The sequence below is a fragment of the Escherichia sp. MOD1-EC5950 genome (assembly GCF_002965345.1).
Lineage (GTDB): Bacteria > Pseudomonadota > Gammaproteobacteria > Enterobacterales > Enterobacteriaceae > Escherichia > Escherichia marmotae.
Window position 1 is genome coordinate 86,231 of the sequence record NZ_PTSR01000015.1, and the last position, 20,676, is coordinate 106,906.

Genomic DNA, 20,676 nt, shown 5'->3' on the forward strand with positions numbered 1-20,676 from the left:
TCCAGTCCCCTTAAGACTGCAAGACGTCTGCAAGGCGCTCAAGACGACCGCGTACGCTGCCATCAATGACCATATCACCCGCTCGGATGATAACGCCTGCCATTACAGACTTATCGATTTTGCAATTCAGCTTAACTTTGCGTGACAGACGTTTTTCCATCGCAGCAGAAATTTTCGCGAGCTGTTGTTCACTCAGCGCGGCAGCGGAAATGACGTCTACCTCAGCGGTAGCCTCACTCACAGCACGCAGGTGAATAAACTGCTCCAGAACATCCGGGAGCGCGTTAAGACGACCATTTTCAGCCATAACCCGAATCAGGTTCTGACCGTTTTCGTCCAGTTGCTCACCACAAACTGCGATAAACGACCCGGCGAGCGTTTCTGGTGCCAGTGCACCAGACAGAAGCTCTGCCATCTGTTCGTTTTTGGTTACCTCGGCGGCAAACGCCAGCATGTCCTGCCAGCGTTCTACACTTTGGTGTTCGACGGCAAAGTCAAAAGCTGCTTTGGCGTAGGGGCGAGCTACCGTAATAAATTCAGACATCAGCCCCTCCCTCCTTACAGTTCAGCGACAAGTTTATCCACGATGTCGCTGTTAGCAGCTTCATCCACGGAACGTTCGATGATCTTCTCGGCGCCAGCAACAGCCAGGATAGCAACTTGCTTACGCAGCTCTTCACGGGCACGTTTACGCTCGGCTTCAATTTCCGCCTGCGCCTGAGCCACGATTTTAGTACGTTCCTGTTCTGCCTCAGCTTTAGCTTCGTCCAGAATCTGAGAGCGACGTTTGTTCGCCTGCTCGATGATTACCTGGGCTTCCGCTTTCGCTTTTTTCAGCTGGTCGGTCGCGCTGGCCTTTGCAAGGTCAAGGTCCTTGTGTGCTCGTTCTGCGGAAGCAAGACCGTCAGCAATTTCTTTTTGACGTTTTTCGATGGCAGCCATTAATGGCGGCCATACGTACTTCATGCAGAACAGAACGAACAGGACAAACGCGATGGCCTGGCCGAGGATTGTTGCGTTAAGATTCACAGCACAATGCCTCTATTTAGTTAACGTTCTGATATTGCTCTTTAAATAAAAGCAACGCTTACTACGCGACAGCGAACATCACGTACAGACCCAGACCTACAGCGATCATCGGGATAGCATCCACCAGACCCATAACGATAAAGAACTGAGTACGCAGCAGTGGAATCAGATCCGGTTGACGCGCTGCGCCTTCCAGGAATTTACCCCCGAGGATGCCGATACCGATCGCAGCACCGATTGCCGCCAGACCCATCATCACAGCGGCAGCCATGTACAGCAGATCCATATTCAGGTTTTCCATGACAGTCTCCAGTTTGTTTCAGTTAAAACGTAGTAGTGTTGGTAAATTAATGTTCTTCAGACGCCATCGACAGATAGACGATCGTCAGAACCATGAAGATGAAGGCTTGCAGCGTAATAATCAGGATGTGGAAAATGGCCCACGGCACATTCAGGATCCACTGTGACCACCACGGCAACAGACCAGCAATCAGAATGAAAATCAGCTCACCCGCGTACATGTTACCGAACAGTCGCAAACCGAGTGAAACAGGTTTGGACAGCAGGCTTACCCCTTCAAGGATTAAGTTGACAGGAATGAACGCCCAGTGATTGAACGGCTGCAGCGTCAACTCTTTCGTGAAGCCGCCGATGCCTTTCATTTTGATGCTGTAGAACAGAATCAGGATAAATACGCCCAGTGCCATAGACAGCGTTACGTTCACGTCAGCAGACGGAACCACACGCAGAGCAGGCAGCCCCAGTACATGTTCAGCAATGTACGGCAGCAGATCGATAGGCAGTAAGTCCATCAGGTTCATCAGGAACACCCAGACAAAAATCGTCAGGGCCAGCGGAGCAATCAGCTTACTTTTGCCATGGTACATGTCTTTCACGCTACCATTAACAAAGCCGATTACCAGCTCAATCGCGGTCTGAAACTTACCTGGTACGCCGCTGGTTGCCTTTTTGGCTACGCTACGGAATAAAACCAGGAACAACAGACCCAGCACCACCGAGAAGAACATGGAGTCAATATTAATTGTCCAGAAGGTGGCTGGGGGGTTATGCGGATCCACCAGCGAGAATGTACGCAGGTCCAGCTGAAGGTTATTCAGGTGGTGTCCTATGTAATCCTGCGGCGTCATATTTTCTGAAGCCATGATGCCTTTTACCCTTTGTTGTTAATTACAGCCGGCGCCAGTATCTGAACCACCAGCACCAAAACCCACGTAACGATCAGCGGCAAGAATACCGCCTTTAAAACCGCCAACGCCACCACCAGTAACACCAACATTGCCAGAACTTTGAAAGCTTCGCCTAAAGCGAATGTCCAGGCTACCCGGCCTTTCGCTGGTGTATGCGCCTGGTGACGCCAGGCAAATATCATAAACAAAACGTTAGGCAGAAAGACTGCCAGGCCCCCGCTTAACGCAGAGACGCCCCAGAAGGGGTCTTTGAGGCTGAACAGCAATCCACTTGCTATCACCACCAGTAACTGAACGAGCAGAAGCTTCCGAGCAACGTTTCGACTCAAGAGCGACACAGACATCACGTTTTTCACTCCTGCTCCCTTCGAGGTATGCCGCGTGTCGTATAAAACTTTCTTTAAGGCTTAGAGTCAAGCATCAAAAAGCGGTCAAATTATACGGTGCGCCCCCGTGATTTCAAACAATAAGTAGCCAAAAGGTGAATAAATGTTTAAATATTTTTCCAGTGCATACAATTGCGACTTTTCTGCTAACCATGTCGGATCATGAAAAACTGTAAATAACGCGTAAACACTGGTGATAAAGCGTGCTTCAGATCACATATCGCGCATGTTCGCGCACAGCATATTTATTTACTTGGCAAATGATGCCATTGCAAGCTTCTGATATTTCAGTCTAAAAACAGATACTGTTTTCATAAATGACATTTACATAACAAAAACCAGCCATTGACATTCTTAATAATATTTTAACAGCAAGTTATGCTTCTTAGCGCCGATTTTTAGCCGGCTGATATTTTCACTAATGACTTATTTTCTGCTTATCAAAAAAAACCACGTTACAGTATTGAATCAAAATCGTGAACGTGGCGTTAAATGTAACCAGTTATATCAGTAAAAAACCCGGTTGTTGTTAACAGTCAAACCGATTAATTTTTTATGATTTTTTTGATAAAAATTAAATTTTATTTGCTTTAATCACCACCAGATGACGTTCGCCATCCAGAGCCGGAACCTGAAGTTTAACCACTGATTCAACCTGATATTCTGCTGGTAGCAGGGCCATTTCATCTTCTGGCATTTGGCCTTTCAGCGCATAAAAACGACCTTGCTCACCAGGAAGATGATGGCACCAGCTCACCATATCGTTCAGAGAGGCAAAAGCACGGCTAATCACACCATCAAACGGTGGCTCTGACGGAAACTCTTCTACCCTACTCTGTACTGGCTCAATGTTCTCCAGTTTTAACTCATGTTGCACCTGACGAAGGAAGCGCACGCGTTTACCGAGGCTATCCAGCAACGTGAAGTGGGCCTCAGGACGCACAATAGAGAGTGGAATACCTGGCAGACCCGGTCCTGTACCGACATCGATAAAACGTTCACCTTGCAGATACGGTGCCACGACAATGCTGTCGAGAATATGGCGTACCAGCATCTCATTAGGATCGCGGACCGAAGTCAGGTTGTACGCCTTATTCCATTTATGCAGCATATTTACGTAGGCAATAAGCTGATTTTTCTGGTGATCGGTAAGCGAAATTCCTGCGTCTTTCAGCAGTGAAGAGAGTTTGTTGAGCACGGTGATTACCTGTTCTTGATGCGTTGCCCGGTAAGCGGGTGCTTACCAGGCATTTTTAATGCGTTATGCGCTACGACGCAGCATACCTTGTTTTTTCAGCCACACCAGCAGAATGGAGATGGCCGCAGGCGTGACGCCAGAAATACGCGAAGCCTGACCAATAGAGGCCGGTTTGTGATCGTTGAGTTTAGCGATCACTTCGTTAGACAGACCGGATACCTGGCGGTAATCCAGTGTCGCAGGCAGCAGTGTGTTCTCGTTACGCTGCTGTTTTTCGATCTCATCCTGTTGGCGCGCAATATAACCCTCATATTTAACCTGAATCTCAACCTGTTCCGCCGCCTGCTCGTCTGTCAACGCAGGGGCAAACGGCGTCAGCGAGGTTAATTTTTCATAGGTCATTTCCGGACGACGCAACAGATCTTCACCACTGGCTTCACGGGAAAGCGGCGCAGTCAGGTGAGCATTCACTTCGGCAGCAGCTTCCGCCGACGGGGTTACCCAAGTGGATTTCAGACGCTGACGCTCACGCTCGATATTTTCGAGTTTCTCGTTAAAGCGCGCCCAACGTTCATCGTCAACCAGCCCCAGCTCACGTCCGATTTCAGTCAGACGCAGGTCGGCGTTATCTTCGCGCAGCATCAGACGATATTCCGCACGAGAGGTAAACATACGATACGGTTCTTTAGTACCCAGTGTGCAGAGGTCATCTACCAGTACGCCGAGGTACGCCTGGGAGCGCTCCGGTGCCCAGCCTTCTTTGTCTGCAGACAGGCGAGCGGCGTTAAGACCGGCCAGCAAACCTTGCGCCGCCGCTTCTTCGTAACCTGTAGTGCCATTAATTTGACCGGCAAAGAACAGCCCCTGGATAAACTTGCTCTCCAGCGTAGGTTTCAGGTCACGCGGATCGAAGAAGTCATATTCAATGGCATAACCCGGACGCACGATCTTCGCGTTTTCCATCCCCTGCATGGAGCGGACGATTTGCATCTGCACATCGAACGGCAGGCTGGTGGAGATACCGTTCGGATAAATTTCGTTAGACGTTAACCCTTCTGGCTCCAGGAAGATCTGATGCTGGTTTCTGTCAGCAAAGCGCATGACTTTGTCTTCGATCGACGGACAGTAGCGTGGGCCGACACCTTCGATCACTCCGGCATACATCGGACTGCGATCGAGGTTACTGCGGATCACGTCATGCGTTTTTTCGTTGGTATGGGTGATGTAGCACGGCACCTGCTGTGGATGCTGGGCCGCATTGCCCATAAACGAGAACACCGGCATCGGGTTATCGCCATGCTGTTGTGCAAGGACGCTAAAGTCGATGGTACGCGCATCAATACGCGGCGGTGTCCCGGTTTTCAGACGACCAACACGCAGCGGAAGTTCACGTAAACGGCGCGAGAGCGGAATGGATGGAGGATCGCCAGCACGACCACCGCTGTAATTATCCAGACCGATATGAATCTTACCGTCAAGGAAAGTCCCGACAGTAAGAACGACAGCTTTGGCACGGAATTTCAGGCCCATTTGGGTAACAGCGCCGACCACGCGATCGTTTTCGACAATAAGATCTTCAACCGCCTGCTGGAAGATCATCAGGTTCGGTTGATTCTCCAAAGCAGTACGTACCGCTTGACGATAGAGCACGCGATCCGCCTGTGCCCGGGTAGCCCGAACCGCTGGCCCCTTGCTGGCGTTTAGTATCCTAAACTGAATACCTGCATGGTCGATCGCTTTTGCCATCAGACCGCCGAGTGCATCCACTTCTTTTACCAGATGTCCCTTCCCAATACCGCCGATCGCCGGGTTGCAGCTCATCTGCCCCAGAGTGTCGATATTGTGTGTCAAAAGCAGAGTCTGTTGACCCATACGCGCCGCGGCCATCGCTGCCTCGGTGCCTGCATGACCCCCGCCAATGATGATGACGTCAAAAGGATCCGGATAAAACATGGTGATTGCCTCGCATAACGCGGTATGAAAATGGATTGAAGCCCGGGCCGTGGATTCTACTCAACTTTGACGGCTTGAGAAAGACCTGGGATCCTGAGTATTAAAAAGAAGATCTTTTTATTTAGAGATCTGTTCTATTGTGATCTCTTATTAGGATCGACCTGGTCTGTGGATAACAAGGATCTGGCTTTTAAGATCAATGACCTGCTGAGGATCATTAGCTGTGAATGATCGGTGATCCTGGTCAGTATAAGCTGGGATCAGAATGCGGAGTTATACACAACTCAAAAACTGAACAACAGTTGTTCTTTGGATAACTACCGGTTGATCCAAGCTTCCTACCAGAGTTATCCACAGTAGATCGCACGATCTGTATAGTTATTTGAGTAAATTAACCCACGATCCCAGCCATTCTTCTGCCGGATCTTCCGGAATGTCATGATCAAGGATGTTGATCTTCAGTGTTTCGCCAATCTGTTTCGCACCGGAATTTTTGAGTTCAGCATCGAGTTTATCGATAGCACCACAAAAAGTGTCGTATTCACGACTACCAATGCCGATTGCGCCAAAGCGTACCGCAGAAAGATCGGTTTTTTGTTCCAGCAATGCTTCATAGAAAGGAGAGAGGTTGTCCGGAATGTCTCCGGCACCGTGGGTAGAACTGATAACCAGCCAGATCCCAGAGGTAGATAACTCTTCTAACAACGGGCCGTGCAGCGTTTCGGTGGTAAAACCTGCCTCTTCCAGCTTTTCAGCCAGGTGTTCTGCCACATATTCGGCACCACCGAGGGTGCTGCCGCTGATAAGAGTAATATCTGCCATAAACCGCCACCTTTTTTAAGAGTGGCGTATTGTACGCTGTGAACGCTTTGGGATCTACCTGTGGAAAAGTATGGGATTAAAAAAGTCGATCATGGCTTGATAGTACGCATGATCGGGTTCTGCAGTACGATCAGAGTTTCAGTGGACTGAATTTCATCAATTGTTTGGATCTTGTTGATAAGTACATGCTGGAGAGCGTCGATCGAGCGGCACATTACCTTAATAAAGATGCTGTAGTGGCCGGTGGTGTAATAGGCTTCAGTTACTTCATCAAGGCTTTCCAGTTTTGCCAGCGCGGAAGGATAGTCTTTGGCGCTCTTCAATATAATGCCGATAAAGCAGCCTACGTCATAACCGAGCTGTTTCGGGCTAACATCAATCCGAGCACCAGTAATAATCCCTGCCTGCTTCATTTTCTCTACGCGAACGTGGATCGTTCCCGGACTGACGCCAAATTGTTTCGCCAGTTCGGCGTAAGCGGTACGCGCATTGCCCATTAATGCTTCCAGAATGCCGCGGTCCAGATTGTCGATTTGATAATTTTCCATAGATTTTTCTTATGAATATTAATGATTCAGTCTATTTTAGCCTTAATTTTTAATGAATCAAAAGTAAGCAAGGCTTTTTATTGAATGATTATTGCATGTGTGCCGGTTTTTGTTGCTTAATCATAAGCACAGGACGCAGGAGTATAAAAAATGAAAACCGCTTACATTGCCAAACAACGTCAAATTAGCTTCGTGAAATCTCACTTTTCTCGTCAACTGGAAGAACGCTTAGGGCTGATTGAAGTCCAGGCGCCAATCCTTAGCCGTGTGGGGGATGGCACGCAGGATAACTTGTCGGGCTGTGAAAAAGCGGTGCAGGTAAAAGTGAAAGCGCTGCCTGACGCCCAGTTCGAAGTGGTTCATTCACTGGCGAAGTGGAAACGTCAGACATTAGGGCAACACGACTTCAGCGTGGGCGAAGGGCTTTACACGCACATGAAAGCCCTTCGCCCCGATGAAGACCGTCTTTCCCCGTTGCACTCGGTCTATGTTGATCAGTGGGATTGGGAACGCGTAATGGGCGACGGTGAGCGCCAATTCTCCACTCTGAAAAGCACGGTAGAGGCGATCTGGGCGGGAATTAAAGCGACCGAAGCCGCAGTTAGCAAAGAGTTTGGCCTGGCACCGTTCCTGCCGGATCAGATCCACTTTGTACATAGTCAGGAATTACTGTCCCGTTATCCGGATCTTGATGCCAAAGGGCGTGAGCGGGCGATTGCGAAAGATCTTGGCGCGGTATTCCTCGTCGGAATTGGCGGCAAGTTAAGCGATGGCCACCGCCACGACGTGCGCGCACCGGATTATGATGACTGGAGTACTCCTTCAGAGCTTGGATATGCGGGGTTGAACGGCGATATTCTGGTGTGGAACCCCGTACTGGAAGATGCGTTTGAGCTTTCTTCAATGGGTATCCGTGTGGATGCCGAGACGTTGAAACATCAACTGGCGCTGACCGGTGATGAAGATCGTCTGCAACTGGAGTGGCATCAGGCGCTGCTGCGCGGCGAAATGCCACAGACTATCGGCGGAGGTATCGGTCAGTCTCGTTTAACCATGTTGTTGCTGCAACTGCCACATATTGGGCAGGTTCAGTGCGGCGTATGGCCTGCGGCCGTTCGCGAGAGCGTCTCTTCTCTGTTGTAATGACTTATCGCCGCCAGCGTCTGAGCAGGCGGCTACGCATCCCGGTATCAAAGCGCCAGATATGATCGAAAATGCGCATGATGCCGGGTTTGCCGTGCGCCGACATCGCCACTGCATGAAAGCGATGCTGATGTACCCGCTGCAACTCTTTTACTTTACTCGTCACGTCGTCAGGCAACCGTTGGGCGATAAAATCAGAAATCACCACCGCATCGGCGTCAAACCATTCCCGGCTTTGCAAGCGCTCCATAATGGCGCGAAAACAACTGGCAAGATCGGTGCCGCCACGAAACTGCTGGCTTAAAAAACGGATCGCTTGCTCGATGCCTTGTGGGCCTGAAAGCTCATAACGGACGATCTCGGTGGAAAATAACATAATAAAGCAGCGCCTATTTTCAGCGAGGGCAATGCGCATCAAGGCCAGACAGAACGCTTTCGCGCACTGTTCATTAAAGCCGCCCATTGAGCCAGATGTATCTACGCAGACAATAAACGGCCCGCGCGGCTGTTCGTCATAATCTTTATGGACGACCGGACGTTCGATAACTTTTTCACGCCATGATTCACCGTGCAGGCGATAAGTGAGCAACTGTTTTTCCACCAGCCGACGGTAAAATTCATACTCCAGTTCAGTAATGCCCAGAGTCGCCAGTTCCGGCGGCAGAAGGCGTAAAATATCATCGCTTTGCTGCAAGCCATCAACCTGCTCAGGAACGGTCGCTGGTTCGCGTACCATTGTGCGGAAGGTTTCCATCTGCGCATCGTTGCGGGGGATCGATTTTGCTTCCCGTGAACGCCCTAACTGTTCTGCCAGACGTTTCAGCTCCGGCTGCTCGTTAAGAAATTCACCATATTTCACAATTAACTGATAGTCGCCGCGTTTGAGCTGACCGGCGCTCATATCCCACAAGCGACCGGCTGCGGTGTTGTTTTCCGCCAGAACCGGTTCAAGTTGACCGCTTAACGTCATGCGTTCCTGAACCTCGCTCAACAGTTGTTCGCGTTCTTCTTCTAATAATTGTTGATTTAACGTCGTCGCTTGCACGATCAGACTTAAGCGCCAACGTTGGAGAAAAAGCGTGTGTAATGCTGGGGTGATCGTGCTGTTGGCATCAACCAACTGCCGGGCTTGTTCGGCCCATGGGGAATTTAGTCGATGCAGTAAGTCCAGGATCTGCGGTAACTGCACAATAAATTGCGGTGTGGAGAGAAGTTGGCTTTGCTGATAGCACATGACCTCTTCAGTGAGTTCCTGTGGGACGCGTGCATCTTTCAGCCGACTGCGCAGCGCCTCACGCCAGCGGGGAATATCATCAGTGATTGCCGCCTTCAGGCGTGGGAATTTTTCAAAGAAAACAGCCAGTTGTGGCGAGGCCAACAGCGTGATGATCATCTCTTCGATCAATCCCTCTTCGCTGACGGCCAGCATTACATTAAGCGTATCCAGTGTTAGCATTGTTGCGCCTGGCGAATCTGGGCACCGACATCCTGTAGGCTGGCTTCAATGCGACCTAACCAGTCGCTATGGATAAACAGACATTTTTGCTGTTCGCTGAATAAAACTTGTTGTTTACGCCAGTCACTTTCAAGCTCTTCCAGTTGTTGTTTTATTTCGCCAGGCAGGCCTTCTGCAGATGTGCCGGGGAGAGCCAGTGTCGTACCCTGCAAACTGACATCACGGACAACAAGATGTTGGGCGCTATCAACTTCCATATTCAGCTTCTGGGCAAAACCAATACCATTTAATTTGCCGCGAATTTCACCGCCTTTGTTCAGCCACTGTTCCAGTGCGCTACGCTCAAAAGCGATATGAACCACTTCCATATCATGCAGTTTTAATGGTTTTTGCAGCAGCAGGGTCAACGTGGAAGCGGTAACGTCGGCTGGAAGTTGATATTGTGGGCGACGGCTGAACATACCGCCCTGACGAATCACGGTAAAAGCCGTTTTATCGCTTTGTTGTTGCTGAAGTTGCAGGCGACGCTGCACAATCGCGCCCAGGCGAGTCAACATCCCTTGCTGTTGCCATGCGTGACCGGTCATCAATACATCAATTTGTTGTTGAATCAAATTCAGGCTTTGCGCGTCATACCACAGGCAATCTTTCAGCAAGATCAGATCAATCGGGGCTACCGCATTGCGACCGCTAAAAAAGGCGCTGGCCTGCAGTAAACGGATTGCTTTTTTCCAGCGGCGATCGGAAATATAGGGGGCATCCGGCAATTTATCCAGTTGTTGGCGCAGCATAAAAATCAGCTCAAATACATGATCGGGCAGCGTAATTTCACTAATCTCTTTCTGCCAGCGTTCATATTCCTCATCTGTAACCTGTAGAGAGGGAGGAACGGGATTGTCATTTTCATCCTGTTGGCTGGTCAACATGGAGCGGAAATTCGCTTTATCCTGCACTTTATCTAACCACAGACGAATCAGCATACGGTCATATAACGCTTCCAGGCTACTGTCTGCTTCCGGCAGTTCGTTGGAGGCCGCCACCAGCAAGCGCATAGGAATTTTTTCGACATGTGCACCGTTGCGGAAGTGGCGTTCATTAATAGCGGTCAGTAGGGTATTAAGAATCGCTGGCCCGGCTTTCCAGATCTCATCAAGAAAGACGATTTCTGCTTCCGGCAGGTAACCGGTGGTTAAACGCTCATAGCGGCCTTCATCTTTTAGCGCCTGAATGGAAAGCGGGCCAAAAACTTCTTCCGGGGTGGAGAAGCGGGTCATCAGATATTCAAACGCGCGAGCATTTTGAAAGGCGAATTTTAAACGCCGGGCAATCAGACTTTTGGCAATACCTGGCGGGCCGAGCAGGAATACGCTTTCGCCGCTTAATGCCGCTAACAAACACAGGCGGATGGCGTGGCTACGTTCATAAAGCCCCTTTTCCAGCGAACTGCTCAGGCGGGAAATTCTTTCCGCTAATAAATGAGGGTGAGCCATAATGAAGTGGCGTCCTTTCGTCAAAAGTTCTGCGTAAACTGCGAGTATAGACGTTTCTTGATGGTGGCAAAAATAGTCTCAAAGGAGGGCTATTTTTCTTTGAGCCAGGTTAATGTGACCGCATTTAGGAGTACGATTTTGCCGTTAATCGTGCATACTGAACGCTTTTTTGTGGGCCAAGGGACTACGCACACATTTCATATTTCAACGAAAGACTAGTCTATGAGCACTGATAATAAGCAATCGTTGCCCGCGATTACCCTCGCGGCGATTGGAGTTGTCTACGGCGATATTGGTACCAGCCCGTTATATACGCTTCGTGAATGTTTGTCCGGCCAGTTTGGTTTTGGCGTTGAACGCGATGCCGTGTTTGGCTTTTTATCGCTGATCTTCTGGCTGCTAATCTTTGTGGTTTCCATAAAATATCTCACCTTCGTGATGCGTGCAGATAACGCCGGTGAAGGGGGAATTCTGACGCTGATGTCGCTTGCCGGGCGCAATACGTCGGCGCGAACGACCTCAATTCTGGTGATTATGGGGCTAATAGGCGGCAGCTTTTTCTATGGTGAAGTTGTCATAACACCCGCCATTTCGGTAATGTCTGCCATCGAAGGTCTGGAAATCGTCGCCCCACAACTGGACACCTGGATTGTTCCCCTCTCAATCATCGTTCTCACGTTACTGTTTATGATTCAAAAACATGGCACTGCTATGGTCGGTAAGCTTTTTGCGCCGATTATGCTGACCTGGTTTTTGATTCTGGCAGCTCTTGGGTTACGTAGCATTATTGCCAATCCAGAAGTGTTGCATGCCTTAAACCCAATGTGGGCGGTGCATTTCTTCCTTGAATATAAAACCGTTTCCTTTATTGCGTTAGGCGCGGTGGTTCTGTCGATTACCGGTGTTGAGGCGCTGTACGCTGATATGGGGCACTTTGGTAAGTTCCCGATTCGCCTGGCATGGTTTACCGTCGTACTGCCTTCTTTAACCCTTAACTACTTCGGTCAGGGGGCGCTGCTGTTAAAGAACCCGGAAGCGATTAAAAACCCGTTTTTTCTGTTGGCACCGGACTGGGCGCTGATCCCGCTGCTGATCATCGCCGCACTGGCAACGGTAATTGCCTCGCAGGCGGTTATCTCTGGTGTCTTCTCATTGACGCGTCAGGCGGTACGTCTGGGCTATTTGTCTCCGATGCGCATTATTCACACTTCTGAAATGGAATCGGGGCAAATCTACATTCCATTTGTGAACTGGATGCTTTATGTCGCAGTCGTGATTGTGATAGTCAGCTTTGAGCACTCCAGTAACCTGGCGGCGGCATATGGGATTGCAGTTACCGGAACTATGGTACTGACGTCTATTCTTTCAACTACCGTGGCGCGCCAGAACTGGCACTGGAATAAGTATTTTGTTGCGCTGATTCTGATTGCCTTCTTGTGTGTTGATATCCCGCTGTTTACCGCTAACCTTGATAAACTGCTCTCCGGTGGCTGGTTGCCATTGAGCCTCGGTACGGTGATGTTTATCGTGATGACCACCTGGAAGAGTGAGCGTTTCCGCCTGCTGCGGCGGATGCATGAACATGGTAACTCTCTGGAGGCGATGATTGCTTCGCTGGAGAAATCACCGCCTGTTCGTGTGCCCGGAACTGCGGTGTATATGTCGCGCGCAATCAATGTCATTCCCTTTGCTCTAATGCATAACCTCAAACATAACAAGGTATTGCACGAGCGGGTTATTCTGTTAACTCTGCGTACTGAAGACGCGCCATATGTCCATAACGTCCGTCGGGTACAGATTGAACAACTGTCGCCTACTTTCTGGCGCGTGGTGGCAAGTTACGGCTGGCGGGAAACGCCAAACGTAGAAGAAGTTTTCCACCGCTGTGGTCTGGAAGGGTTAAGTTGTCGAATGATGGAAACGTCCTTCTTTATGTCACATGAATCACTGATCCTCGGCAAACGTCCGTGGTACTTACGTTTGCGCGGCAAGCTGTATTTGCTGTTGCAACGTAATGCGTTGCGCGCTCCGGATCAGTTTGAAATCCCACCAAACCGGGTTATCGAGTTGGGTACACAGGTCGAGATCTAACCCCAGACGCCTCCTTTCTCCATAAGGGGGCGTTTTTATTTTCATTGTTTGTTCTCGATATAAAACGTTTCGATGTTGATCACATTTCTGCAACGTCGCGATGGTTTTCCTTAATTAGACGGGATTAAACTGCGGGTCAGCGAAACGTTTCGCTGATGGAGAAAAAAATGAAAAAAGGCGCCGTTCTTAATTCAGGTATTTCGTCGGTGATCTCCCGCCTGGGGCATACCGATACGCTGGTGGTGTGTGATGCTGGTTTACCTATCCCCAAAAGTACAACGCGTATCGATATGGCATTAACCCAGGGCGTACCTTCTTTTATGCAGGTGCTGGGCGTCGTCACAAGTGAAATGCAGGTCGAGGCTGCCATTATCGCGGAAGAGATCAAACAACATAATCCGCAACTCCACGAAACGTTGCTCTCACATCTTGAGACGCTGCAAAAACACCAGGGAAATTTCATTGAAATTCGTTACATCACGCATGAACAATTCAAACAACAAACCGCAAACAGTCAGGCGGTAATTCGCAGCGGGGAGTGTTCCCCGTATGCGAATATCATTCTCTGTGCTGGCGTGACGTTCTGAGGCCGCCATGGAAGCATTACTACAGCTTAAAGGTATCGATAAAGCCTTCCCGGGCGTAAAAGCGCTTTCGGGAGCCGCGCTAAATGTCTATCCGGGTCGCGTGATGGCGCTGGTAGGTGAAAATGGCGCGGGTAAATCCACCATGATGAAAGTGCTTACCGGTATCTATACCCGTGATGCCGGTACGCTTTTATGGCTGGGCAAAGAAACGACGTTTACCGGGCCGAAATCTTCTCAGGAAGCTGGAATTGGCATTATCCACCAGGAACTGAATCTGATCCCGCAACTGACCATTGCGGAAAATATTTTCCTCGGCCGAGAGTTTGTGAATCGTTTTGGCAAAATTGACTGGAAAACCATGTATGCCGAAGCGGATAAATTGCTGGCTAAACTTAATCTGCGGTTTAAAAGCGACAAGCTGGTGGGCGATCTTTCCATCGGTGACCAGCAGATGGTTGAAATCGCGAAGGTATTAAGCTTTGAGTCGAAAGTTATCATTATGGATGAACCGACCGATGCGCTGACCGATACCGAAACCGAATCCCTGTTCCGCGTCATTCGCGAGCTGAAATTGCAAGGGCGCGGCGTTGTCTATATTTCCCACCGTATGAAAGAAATCTTCGAGATTTGTGATGACGTTACGGTTTTTCGTGACGGGCAATTTATTGCCGAGCGTGAAGTGGCATCACTAACCGAAGATTCGCTGATTGAGATGATGGTGGGCCGCAAACTGGAAGAACAATATCCACACCTGGAAAAAGCGCCGGGAGATATCCGTCTGAAAGTTGATAATCTCTGCGGACCTGGCGTTAACGATGTCTCTTTTACCCTACGTAAAGGTGAAATTCTCGGCGTCTCTGGTTTGATGGGCGCCGGCCGCACCGAACTGATGAAAGTGCTCTACGGCGCACTGCCGCGCACCAGCGGTTACGTCACTCTGGATGGGCATGAAGTTGTTACCCGTTCACCGCAGGATGGCCTGGCAAATGGCATTGTGTATATCTCCGAAGACCGCAAACGCGACGGTTTAGTGCTGGGCATGTCAGTAAAAGAGAACATGTCGCTAACTGCCCTGCGTTACTTCAGCCGTGCTGATGGCAGTCTGAAGCATGCCGATGAGCAACAGGCGGTGAGTGATTTTATTCGTCTGTTCAATGTGAAAACGCCGTCGATGGAACAGGCAATTGGTCTGCTTTCCGGTGGCAATCAGCAAAAAGTGGCGATTGCCCGCGGTCTGATGACGCGCCCGAAAGTGCTTATCCTTGATGAACCCACCCGTGGCGTGGATGTCGGCGCGAAAAAAGAGATTTATCAACTGATCAACCAGTTCAAAGCCGATGGTTTGAGCATCATTCTGGTGTCATCGGAAATGCCAGAAGTATTAGGCATGAGCGATCGCATCATCGTTATGCATGAAGGGCATCTCAGCGGGGAATTTACTCGTGAGCAGGCCACCCAGGAAGTGTTAATGGCTGCCGCTGTGGGCAAGCTTAATCGCGTGAATCAGGAGTAAAAAAATGACAACCCAGACTGTCTCTGGTCGCCGTTATTTCACGAAAGCGTGGCTGATGGAGCAGAAATCGCTTATCGCTCTGCTGGTGCTGATCGCGATTGTCTCGACGTTAAGTCCGAACTTTTTCACCGTTAATAACTTATTCAATATTCTCCAGCAAACCTCGGTTAACGCCATTATGGCGGTCGGCATGACGCTGGTGATCCTGACGTCGGGTATCGACCTGTCCGTCGGTTCTCTGCTGGCGCTAACTGGTGCAGTTGCTGCCTCCATCGTTGGCATTGAAGTTAACGCGTTGGTGGCTGTTGCTGCCGCACTGGCATTAGGAGCTGCAATTGGCGCGGTAACCGGGGTGATTGTAGCGAAAGGCCGCGTCCAGGCGTTTATCGCTACCCTGGTGATGATGCTTTTACTGCGTGGCGTGACGATGGTTTACACCAACGGTAGCCCGGTGAATACCGGCTTTACCGAGAACGCCGACTTGTTTGGCTGGTTTGGTATTGGTCGTCCGCTGGGCGTACCGACGCCTGTGTGGATCATGGGTATTGTCTTCCTCGCGGCCTGGTACATGCTGCATCACACGCGTCTGGGGCGTTACATCTACGCGCTGGGTGGCAACGAAGCGGCAACGCGTCTTTCTGGTATCAATGTCAATAGAATCAAAATCATCGTCTACTCTCTTTGTGGACTGCTGGCATCGCTGGCTGGGATCATTGAAGTAGCGCGTCTTTCCTCTGCGCAACCGACGGCGGGGACTGGCTACGAGCTGGATGCCATTGCCGCGGTGGTTCTGGGGGGTACGAGTCTGGCAGGCGGAAAAGGTCGCATTGTTGGGACATTGATCGGCGCATTAATTCTTGGCTTCCTTAATAATGGTTTGAATTTGTTAGGTGTTTCCTCCTATTACCAGATGATCGTCAAAGCGGTGGTGATTTTGCTGGCGGTGCTGGTAGACAACAAAAAGCAGTAATAACGACTACAGGACATCTTGAATATGAACATGAAAAAACTGGCTACCCTGGTTTCTGCTGTTGCGTTAAGCGCCACCGTCAGTGCGAATGCAATGGCAAAAGATACCATTGCGCTGGTGGTTTCCACGCTCAATAACCCGTTCTTTGTATCGCTGAAAGATGGCGCGCAGAAAGAGGCGGATAAACTCGGCTATAACCTGGTGGTGCTGGACTCCCAGAACAACCCGGCAAAAGAACTGGCGAATGTGCAGGACTTAACTGTTCGCGGCACCAAAATTCTGCTGATTAACCCGACCGACTCCGACGCGGTAGGTAACGCCGTGAAGATGGCCAACCAGGCGAACATCCCGGTAATCACTCTTGACCGCCAGGCAACGAAAGGCGACGTTGTTAGCCACATTGCTTCCGATAACGTACTGGGCGGCAAAATTGCCGGTGATTACATCGCGAAGAAAGCAGGTGAAGGGGCGAAAGTTATCGAATTGCAGGGCATCGCCGGTACATCCGCTGCTCGCGAACGTGGCGAAGGCTTCCAGCAGGCCGTTGCAGCTCACAAATTTAACGTTCTCGCCAGCCAGCCAGCAGACTTCGACCGTACCAAAGGTCTGAACGTGATGCAGAACTTGCTGACGGCGCACCCGGATGTGCAGGCTGTATTCGCGCAGAACGATGAAATGGCGCTGGGCGCACTGCGCGCTCTGCAAACTGCCGGTAAATCGGATGTGATGGTTGTCGGATTTGACGGTACGCCGGATGGCGAAAAAGCGGTTAATGATGGCAAACTAGCAGCGACTATCGCTCAGTTACCCGATCAGATTGGCGCGAAAGGCGTCGAAACCGCCGATAAAGTGCTGAAAGGCGAGAAAGTTCAGGCTAAGTATCCGGTTGATCTGAAACTGGTTGTTAAGCAGTAGTCTTTAATCAGGTTTTATAACCTGATGGTGGCATAAATACGGCATCGACAGATGAACGTGTAATATAAAGAAAAGCAGGGCACGCGCCACCCTAACCCGGTGGCGCATTTTATGGACATCCCGAATATGCAAAATGCAGGCAGCCTCGTTGTTCTTGGCAGCATTAATGCTGACCATATCCTTAATCTTCAATCTTTTCCTACTCCAGGCGAAACCGTAACCGGTAACCACTATCAGGTCGCATTCGGCGGTAAAGGCGCGAATCAGGCTGTGGCCGCAGGGCGTAGTGGCGCGAATATTGCGTTCATTGCCTGCACAGGGGATGACAGCATTGGTGAGAGTGTTCGTCAGCAACTCGCCACTGATAATATTGATATTTCTCCGGTCAGCGTGATCAAGGGCGAATCGACAGGCGTAGCGCTGATTTTTGTTAATGCCGAAGGCGAGAACGTTATCGGCATTCATGCCGGGGCTAACGCAGCCCTTTCCCCAACGCTGGTGGAAGCGCAACGTGAGCGTATTGCCAACGCGTCGGCATTATTAATGCAGTTGGAATCACCACTCGAAAGTGTGATGGCAGCGGCGAAAATCGCCCATCAAAATAAAACTATCGTTGCACTTAACCCGGCTCCGGCTCGTGAACTTCCTGACGAATTGCTGGCGCTGGTGGACATCATCACGCCAAACGAAACGGAAGCAGAAAAGCTCACCGGTATTCGTGTTGAAAATGATGAAGATGCGGCGAAAGCTGCGCAGATACTACATGAGAAAGGTATCCGTACTGTACTGATTACCTTAGGGAGCCGTGGCGTGTGGGCCAGTGTGAATGGCGAAGGTCAGCGCGTACCTGGATTCCGGGTTCAGGCTGTTGATACTATTGCTGCCGGAGATACTTTTAATGGCGCGTTAATCACGGCGTTGCTGGAAGAAAAAACATTGCCTGAGGCGATTCGTTTTGCCCATGCTGCCGCTGCGATTGCTGTGACACGTAAAGGTGCACAACCTTCCGTTCCCTGGCGTGAAGAGATCGATACCTTCTTAGACAGGCAGAGGTGACGCTTGGCTACAATGAAAGATGTTGCCCGTCTGGCGGGCGTTTCTACATCGACAGTTTCTCACGTCATCAATAAAGATCGCTTCGTCAGCGAAGCGATTACCGCCAAAGTTGAAGCGGCGATTAAAGAACTCAATTACGCGCCATCAGCTCTGGCACGTAGTCTCAAGCTCAATCAAACACATACTATTGGCATGTTGATCACTGCCAGTACCAATCCTTTCTATTCTGAACTGGTGCGTGGCGTTGAACGCAGTTGCTTTGAACGCGGTTATAGCCTTGTTCTCTGCAATACCGAAGGCGATGAGCAGCGAATGAATCGCAATCTGGAAACGTTGATGCAAAAACGTGTCGATGGTTTGCTATTACTCTGTACTGAAACACACCAGCCTTCGCGTGAGATCATGCAACGCTATCCAACAATTCCTACCGTGATGATGGACTGGGCGCCGTTCGATGGCGACAGCGATCTCATTCAGGATAACTCGTTTCTGGGGGGGGATTTAGCGACGCAATATCTGATCGACAAAGGCTATACCCGTATTGCCTGTATTACCGGCCCGCTGGATAAAACGCCTGCACGTTTGCGGCTGGAAGGTTACCGGGCGGCAATGGATCGTGCTGGACTGGAAGTTCCTGATGGCTATGAAGTGACAGGCGATTTTGAATTTAACGGCGGGTTTGACGCGATGCAGCAGTTATTATCGCATCCGTTACGTCCCCAGGCTGTGTTTACTGGAAATGACGCGATGGCGGTCGGTGTGTACCAGGCGTTATACCAGGCTGGGTTACATGTTCCGCAGGACATCGCGGTGATTGGTTATGACGATATTGAACTGGCACGTTATATGACGCCACCGCTCACCACAATTCATCAACCGAAAGATGAACTGGGAGAGCTGGCAATTGATGTACTTATCCACCGGATGGCTCAACCAACCTTACAGCAACAACGATTACAACTCACCCCGATTCTGATGGAGCGCGGTTCTGCTTAGATTTCAAGCAAAATATTGCCGCCGTTAACGTATAACTGATAATGGCCGATTGCATGGCAAGGGGTGAGCGATTGAGGCTATGAGCGATAGCGGGGAAGGAAGTATTCAGAATGGCGGCATCGAGAGTCTGCATAAAGAAGGTCATTGCCGCAATCCACAATAAACTCGCCATACCACGCTTTTTATCGCTCATTCAGTGTTTCGTTAGGCTGTCTTACTTCTCGAGGGGAAGTAGCAGTGCCTGACAAGCTTTGAAAGCTGCGTTGCCATCACTATGGATTATCGCATCAACGATCGCCTGGTGCTGATCCAGTTTTATTACAGTGTTGCTGGTTATCGATGTAAAGTAGGTGTGATAAACCGAATGAAATAACGAGGCGAAAGAGGTCAAAAACGGGTTAGCACTCATTTTATAAATGTGTTCATGCCAGGCCATATCAACCTCAACCCAACGTTCCCGGCGGAAATTTTCTTTTAATGCCACCATTTCGGCCATCAGCGTATTAAGATGTGCCTTCTGTTCTGCGGTGCCCATCGTTGCTGCCAGTAAGCAGGCTTGCGGTTCCAGACAGATACGCATAACCAGAAAATGATCAATAACTTGATGAAAGTTATCTTCCGTCATCCACCAGGTAAGCAACTCTTGATCAAGAAAGTTCCAGTTGGATTGCGGCATGACACGCGTACCAATTCGTGGACGTGGCAAAACCATTCCTTTTGCCGTTAACGTCTTGACCGCTTCGCGTACCGCAGTACGGCTCACTCCAAATTGCTCACCCAGCTCAATTTCACCAGGCAGAATGGTGCCGGGTGCGTATTCACCTTTTAAGATCCGTTGCGCCAGCTTCTCAGCCAGAACATACGAAAGGTTTTTCTGTGCAGCTAACTGTTGTGCGCTTAATGGCATACTCATCTTCCTTATTCTTTTTTTCATCCTTAGTATGCCACCAGGAAGTGTGATTGCGGTTGCAAAAACGGCAAATTGCTTGTTTTATGGCGCATTAACAGGTGTTTTGATGAAAAAACACGCATTCGGAAAATTATTTTAAATTTCCTCTTGTCAGGCCGGAATAACTCCCTATAATGCGCCACCACTGACACGGAACAACGGCAAATAAGCCGCCGGGTCAGCGGGGTTCTCCTGAGAACTTCGACAGAGAAAAGCGAAAAAATGCTTGACTCTGTAGCGGGAAAGCGTATTATGCACACCCCGCGCCGCTGAGAAAAAGCGAAGCGGCACTGCTCTTTAACAATTTATCAGACAATCTGTGTGGGCACTCGAAGATACGGATTCTTAACGTCGCAAGACGCTAAA

Annotated in this window: 20 protein-coding genes and 1 pseudogene; 8 read left to right on the top strand and 13 right to left on the bottom strand. The window is 49.9% G+C overall.

Annotated elements, in window-relative coordinates; translation table 11 throughout:
- Nucleotides 1-10: 10 nt before the first annotated feature.
- From atpH to asnC, 9 genes are all read right to left on the bottom strand, one after another.
- Nucleotides 11-544, bottom strand: a complete 534-nt coding sequence (atpH, locus tag BEA93_RS15450; RefSeq protein WP_001288591.1) for a F0F1 ATP synthase subunit delta — start codon at nt 542-544, stop codon at nt 11-13.
- Between the two features lie 14 nt (nt 545-558).
- Nucleotides 559-1,029, bottom strand: coding sequence for a F0F1 ATP synthase subunit B (gene atpF, locus BEA93_RS15455; RefSeq protein WP_001052219.1), 471 nt, complete (start codon nt 1,027-1,029; stop codon nt 559-561).
- A gap of 61 nt (nt 1,030-1,090) precedes the next feature.
- Nucleotides 1,091-1,330 carry a F0F1 ATP synthase subunit C gene (atpE, locus tag BEA93_RS15460; RefSeq protein ID WP_000429386.1) on the bottom strand — a complete coding sequence of 80 codons (240 nt, stop codon included), beginning with the start codon at nt 1,328-1,330 and terminating at the stop codon, nt 1,091-1,093.
- Nucleotides 1,331-1,376: 46 nt separating this feature from the next.
- Nucleotides 1,377-2,192 (bottom strand): F0F1 ATP synthase subunit A, encoded by an 816-nt coding sequence (gene atpB, locus BEA93_RS15465; RefSeq protein WP_000135618.1) that lies wholly within the window; start codon nt 2,190-2,192, stop codon nt 1,377-1,379.
- An 8-nt stretch (nt 2,193-2,200) separates the two neighbouring features.
- Nucleotides 2,201-2,581, bottom strand: a complete 381-nt coding sequence (gene atpI, locus BEA93_RS15470) for a F0F1 ATP synthase subunit I (RefSeq protein WP_000116664.1) — start codon at nt 2,579-2,581, stop codon at nt 2,201-2,203.
- Between the two features lie 616 nt (nt 2,582-3,197).
- Complete coding sequence (gene rsmG, locus BEA93_RS15475; protein ID WP_000932858.1) at nt 3,198-3,821, bottom strand: 16S rRNA (guanine(527)-N(7))-methyltransferase RsmG; 624 nt, start codon at nt 3,819-3,821, stop codon at nt 3,198-3,200.
- A gap of 63 nt (nt 3,822-3,884) precedes the next feature.
- Complete coding sequence (gene mnmG / locus BEA93_RS15480; RefSeq protein ID WP_105224718.1) at nt 3,885-5,774, bottom strand: tRNA uridine-5-carboxymethylaminomethyl(34) synthesis enzyme MnmG; 1,890 nt, start codon at nt 5,772-5,774, stop codon at nt 3,885-3,887.
- A 378-nt stretch (nt 5,775-6,152) separates the two neighbouring features.
- On the bottom strand, nt 6,153-6,596 hold the full coding sequence (gene mioC, locus BEA93_RS15485) for an FMN-binding protein MioC (protein ID WP_000763754.1): 444 nt from the start codon (nt 6,594-6,596) through the stop codon (nt 6,153-6,155).
- Between the two features lie 89 nt (nt 6,597-6,685).
- Entirely contained in the window at nt 6,686-7,144 is a 459-nt protein-coding gene (gene asnC, locus BEA93_RS15490) for a transcriptional regulator AsnC (RefSeq protein ID WP_000433019.1), read from the bottom strand.
- A 150-nt stretch (nt 7,145-7,294) separates the two neighbouring features.
- Between asnC and asnA the strand changes: the two genes are divergently transcribed.
- Nucleotides 7,295-8,287 (top strand): aspartate--ammonia ligase, encoded by a 993-nt coding sequence (asnA, locus tag BEA93_RS15495; protein WP_000845139.1) that lies wholly within the window; start codon nt 7,295-7,297, stop codon nt 8,285-8,287.
- A gap of 4 nt (nt 8,288-8,291) precedes the next feature.
- On the opposite strand, the gene viaA is transcribed toward asnA, so the two are convergent.
- Both viaA and ravA read right to left on the bottom strand, forming a co-directional pair.
- Nucleotides 8,292-9,743, bottom strand: a complete 1,452-nt coding sequence (viaA, locus tag BEA93_RS15500) for an ATPase RavA stimulator ViaA (RefSeq protein ID WP_001517416.1) — start codon at nt 9,741-9,743, stop codon at nt 8,292-8,294.
- On the bottom strand, nt 9,737-11,233 hold the full coding sequence (ravA, locus tag BEA93_RS15505; protein ID WP_010377977.1) for an ATPase RavA: 1,497 nt from the start codon (nt 11,231-11,233) through the stop codon (nt 9,737-9,739). Before ravA ends, viaA begins: the two co-directional genes overlap by 7 nt.
- Before the next feature lie 222 nt (nt 11,234-11,455).
- On the opposite strand from ravA, the gene kup reads away from it, so the two are divergent.
- From kup to rbsR, 7 genes are all read left to right on the top strand, one after another.
- Nucleotides 11,456-13,324 (top strand): low affinity potassium transporter Kup, encoded by a 1,869-nt coding sequence (gene kup / locus BEA93_RS15510; protein ID WP_000102299.1) that lies wholly within the window; start codon nt 11,456-11,458, stop codon nt 13,322-13,324.
- A gap of 167 nt (nt 13,325-13,491) precedes the next feature.
- On the top strand, nt 13,492-13,911 hold the full coding sequence (rbsD, locus tag BEA93_RS15515) for a D-ribose pyranase (protein ID WP_001517414.1): 420 nt from the start codon (nt 13,492-13,494) through the stop codon (nt 13,909-13,911).
- 7 nt (nt 13,912-13,918) lie between these two features.
- On the top strand, nt 13,919-15,424 hold the full coding sequence (gene rbsA, locus BEA93_RS15520) for a ribose ABC transporter ATP-binding protein RbsA (protein WP_000387763.1): 1,506 nt from the start codon (nt 13,919-13,921) through the stop codon (nt 15,422-15,424).
- Nucleotides 15,425-15,428: 4 nt separating this feature from the next.
- Complete coding sequence (gene rbsC / locus BEA93_RS15525; RefSeq protein WP_000211871.1) at nt 15,429-16,394, top strand: ribose ABC transporter permease; 966 nt, start codon at nt 15,429-15,431, stop codon at nt 16,392-16,394.
- A gap of 24 nt (nt 16,395-16,418) precedes the next feature.
- Nucleotides 16,419-17,309: a ribose ABC transporter substrate-binding protein RbsB gene (gene rbsB / locus BEA93_RS15530; protein ID WP_001056270.1), complete on the top strand. Its 891-nt coding sequence runs from the start codon at nt 16,419-16,421 to the stop codon at nt 17,307-17,309.
- 126 nt (nt 17,310-17,435) lie between these two features.
- On the top strand, nt 17,436-18,365 hold the full coding sequence (gene rbsK / locus BEA93_RS15535; RefSeq protein ID WP_001517412.1) for a ribokinase: 930 nt from the start codon (nt 17,436-17,438) through the stop codon (nt 18,363-18,365).
- A 3-nt stretch (nt 18,366-18,368) separates the two neighbouring features.
- On the top strand, nt 18,369-19,361 hold the full coding sequence (rbsR, locus tag BEA93_RS15540; RefSeq protein ID WP_000224458.1) for a ribose operon transcriptional repressor RbsR: 993 nt from the start codon (nt 18,369-18,371) through the stop codon (nt 19,359-19,361).
- Nucleotides 19,362-19,374: 13 nt separating this feature from the next.
- Here rbsR and BEA93_RS15545 read toward each other — a convergent pair.
- Together BEA93_RS15545 and BEA93_RS15550 are read right to left on the bottom strand one after the other, a co-directional pair.
- A pseudogene (locus BEA93_RS15545) lies at nt 19,375-19,554 on the bottom strand (MFS transporter); the annotation flags it as partial.
- Between the two features lie 21 nt (nt 19,555-19,575).
- Nucleotides 19,576-20,268: a FadR/GntR family transcriptional regulator gene (locus BEA93_RS15550; protein ID WP_001131156.1), complete on the bottom strand. Its 693-nt coding sequence runs from the start codon at nt 20,266-20,268 to the stop codon at nt 19,576-19,578.
- Nucleotides 20,269-20,676: the final 408 nt, after the last annotated feature.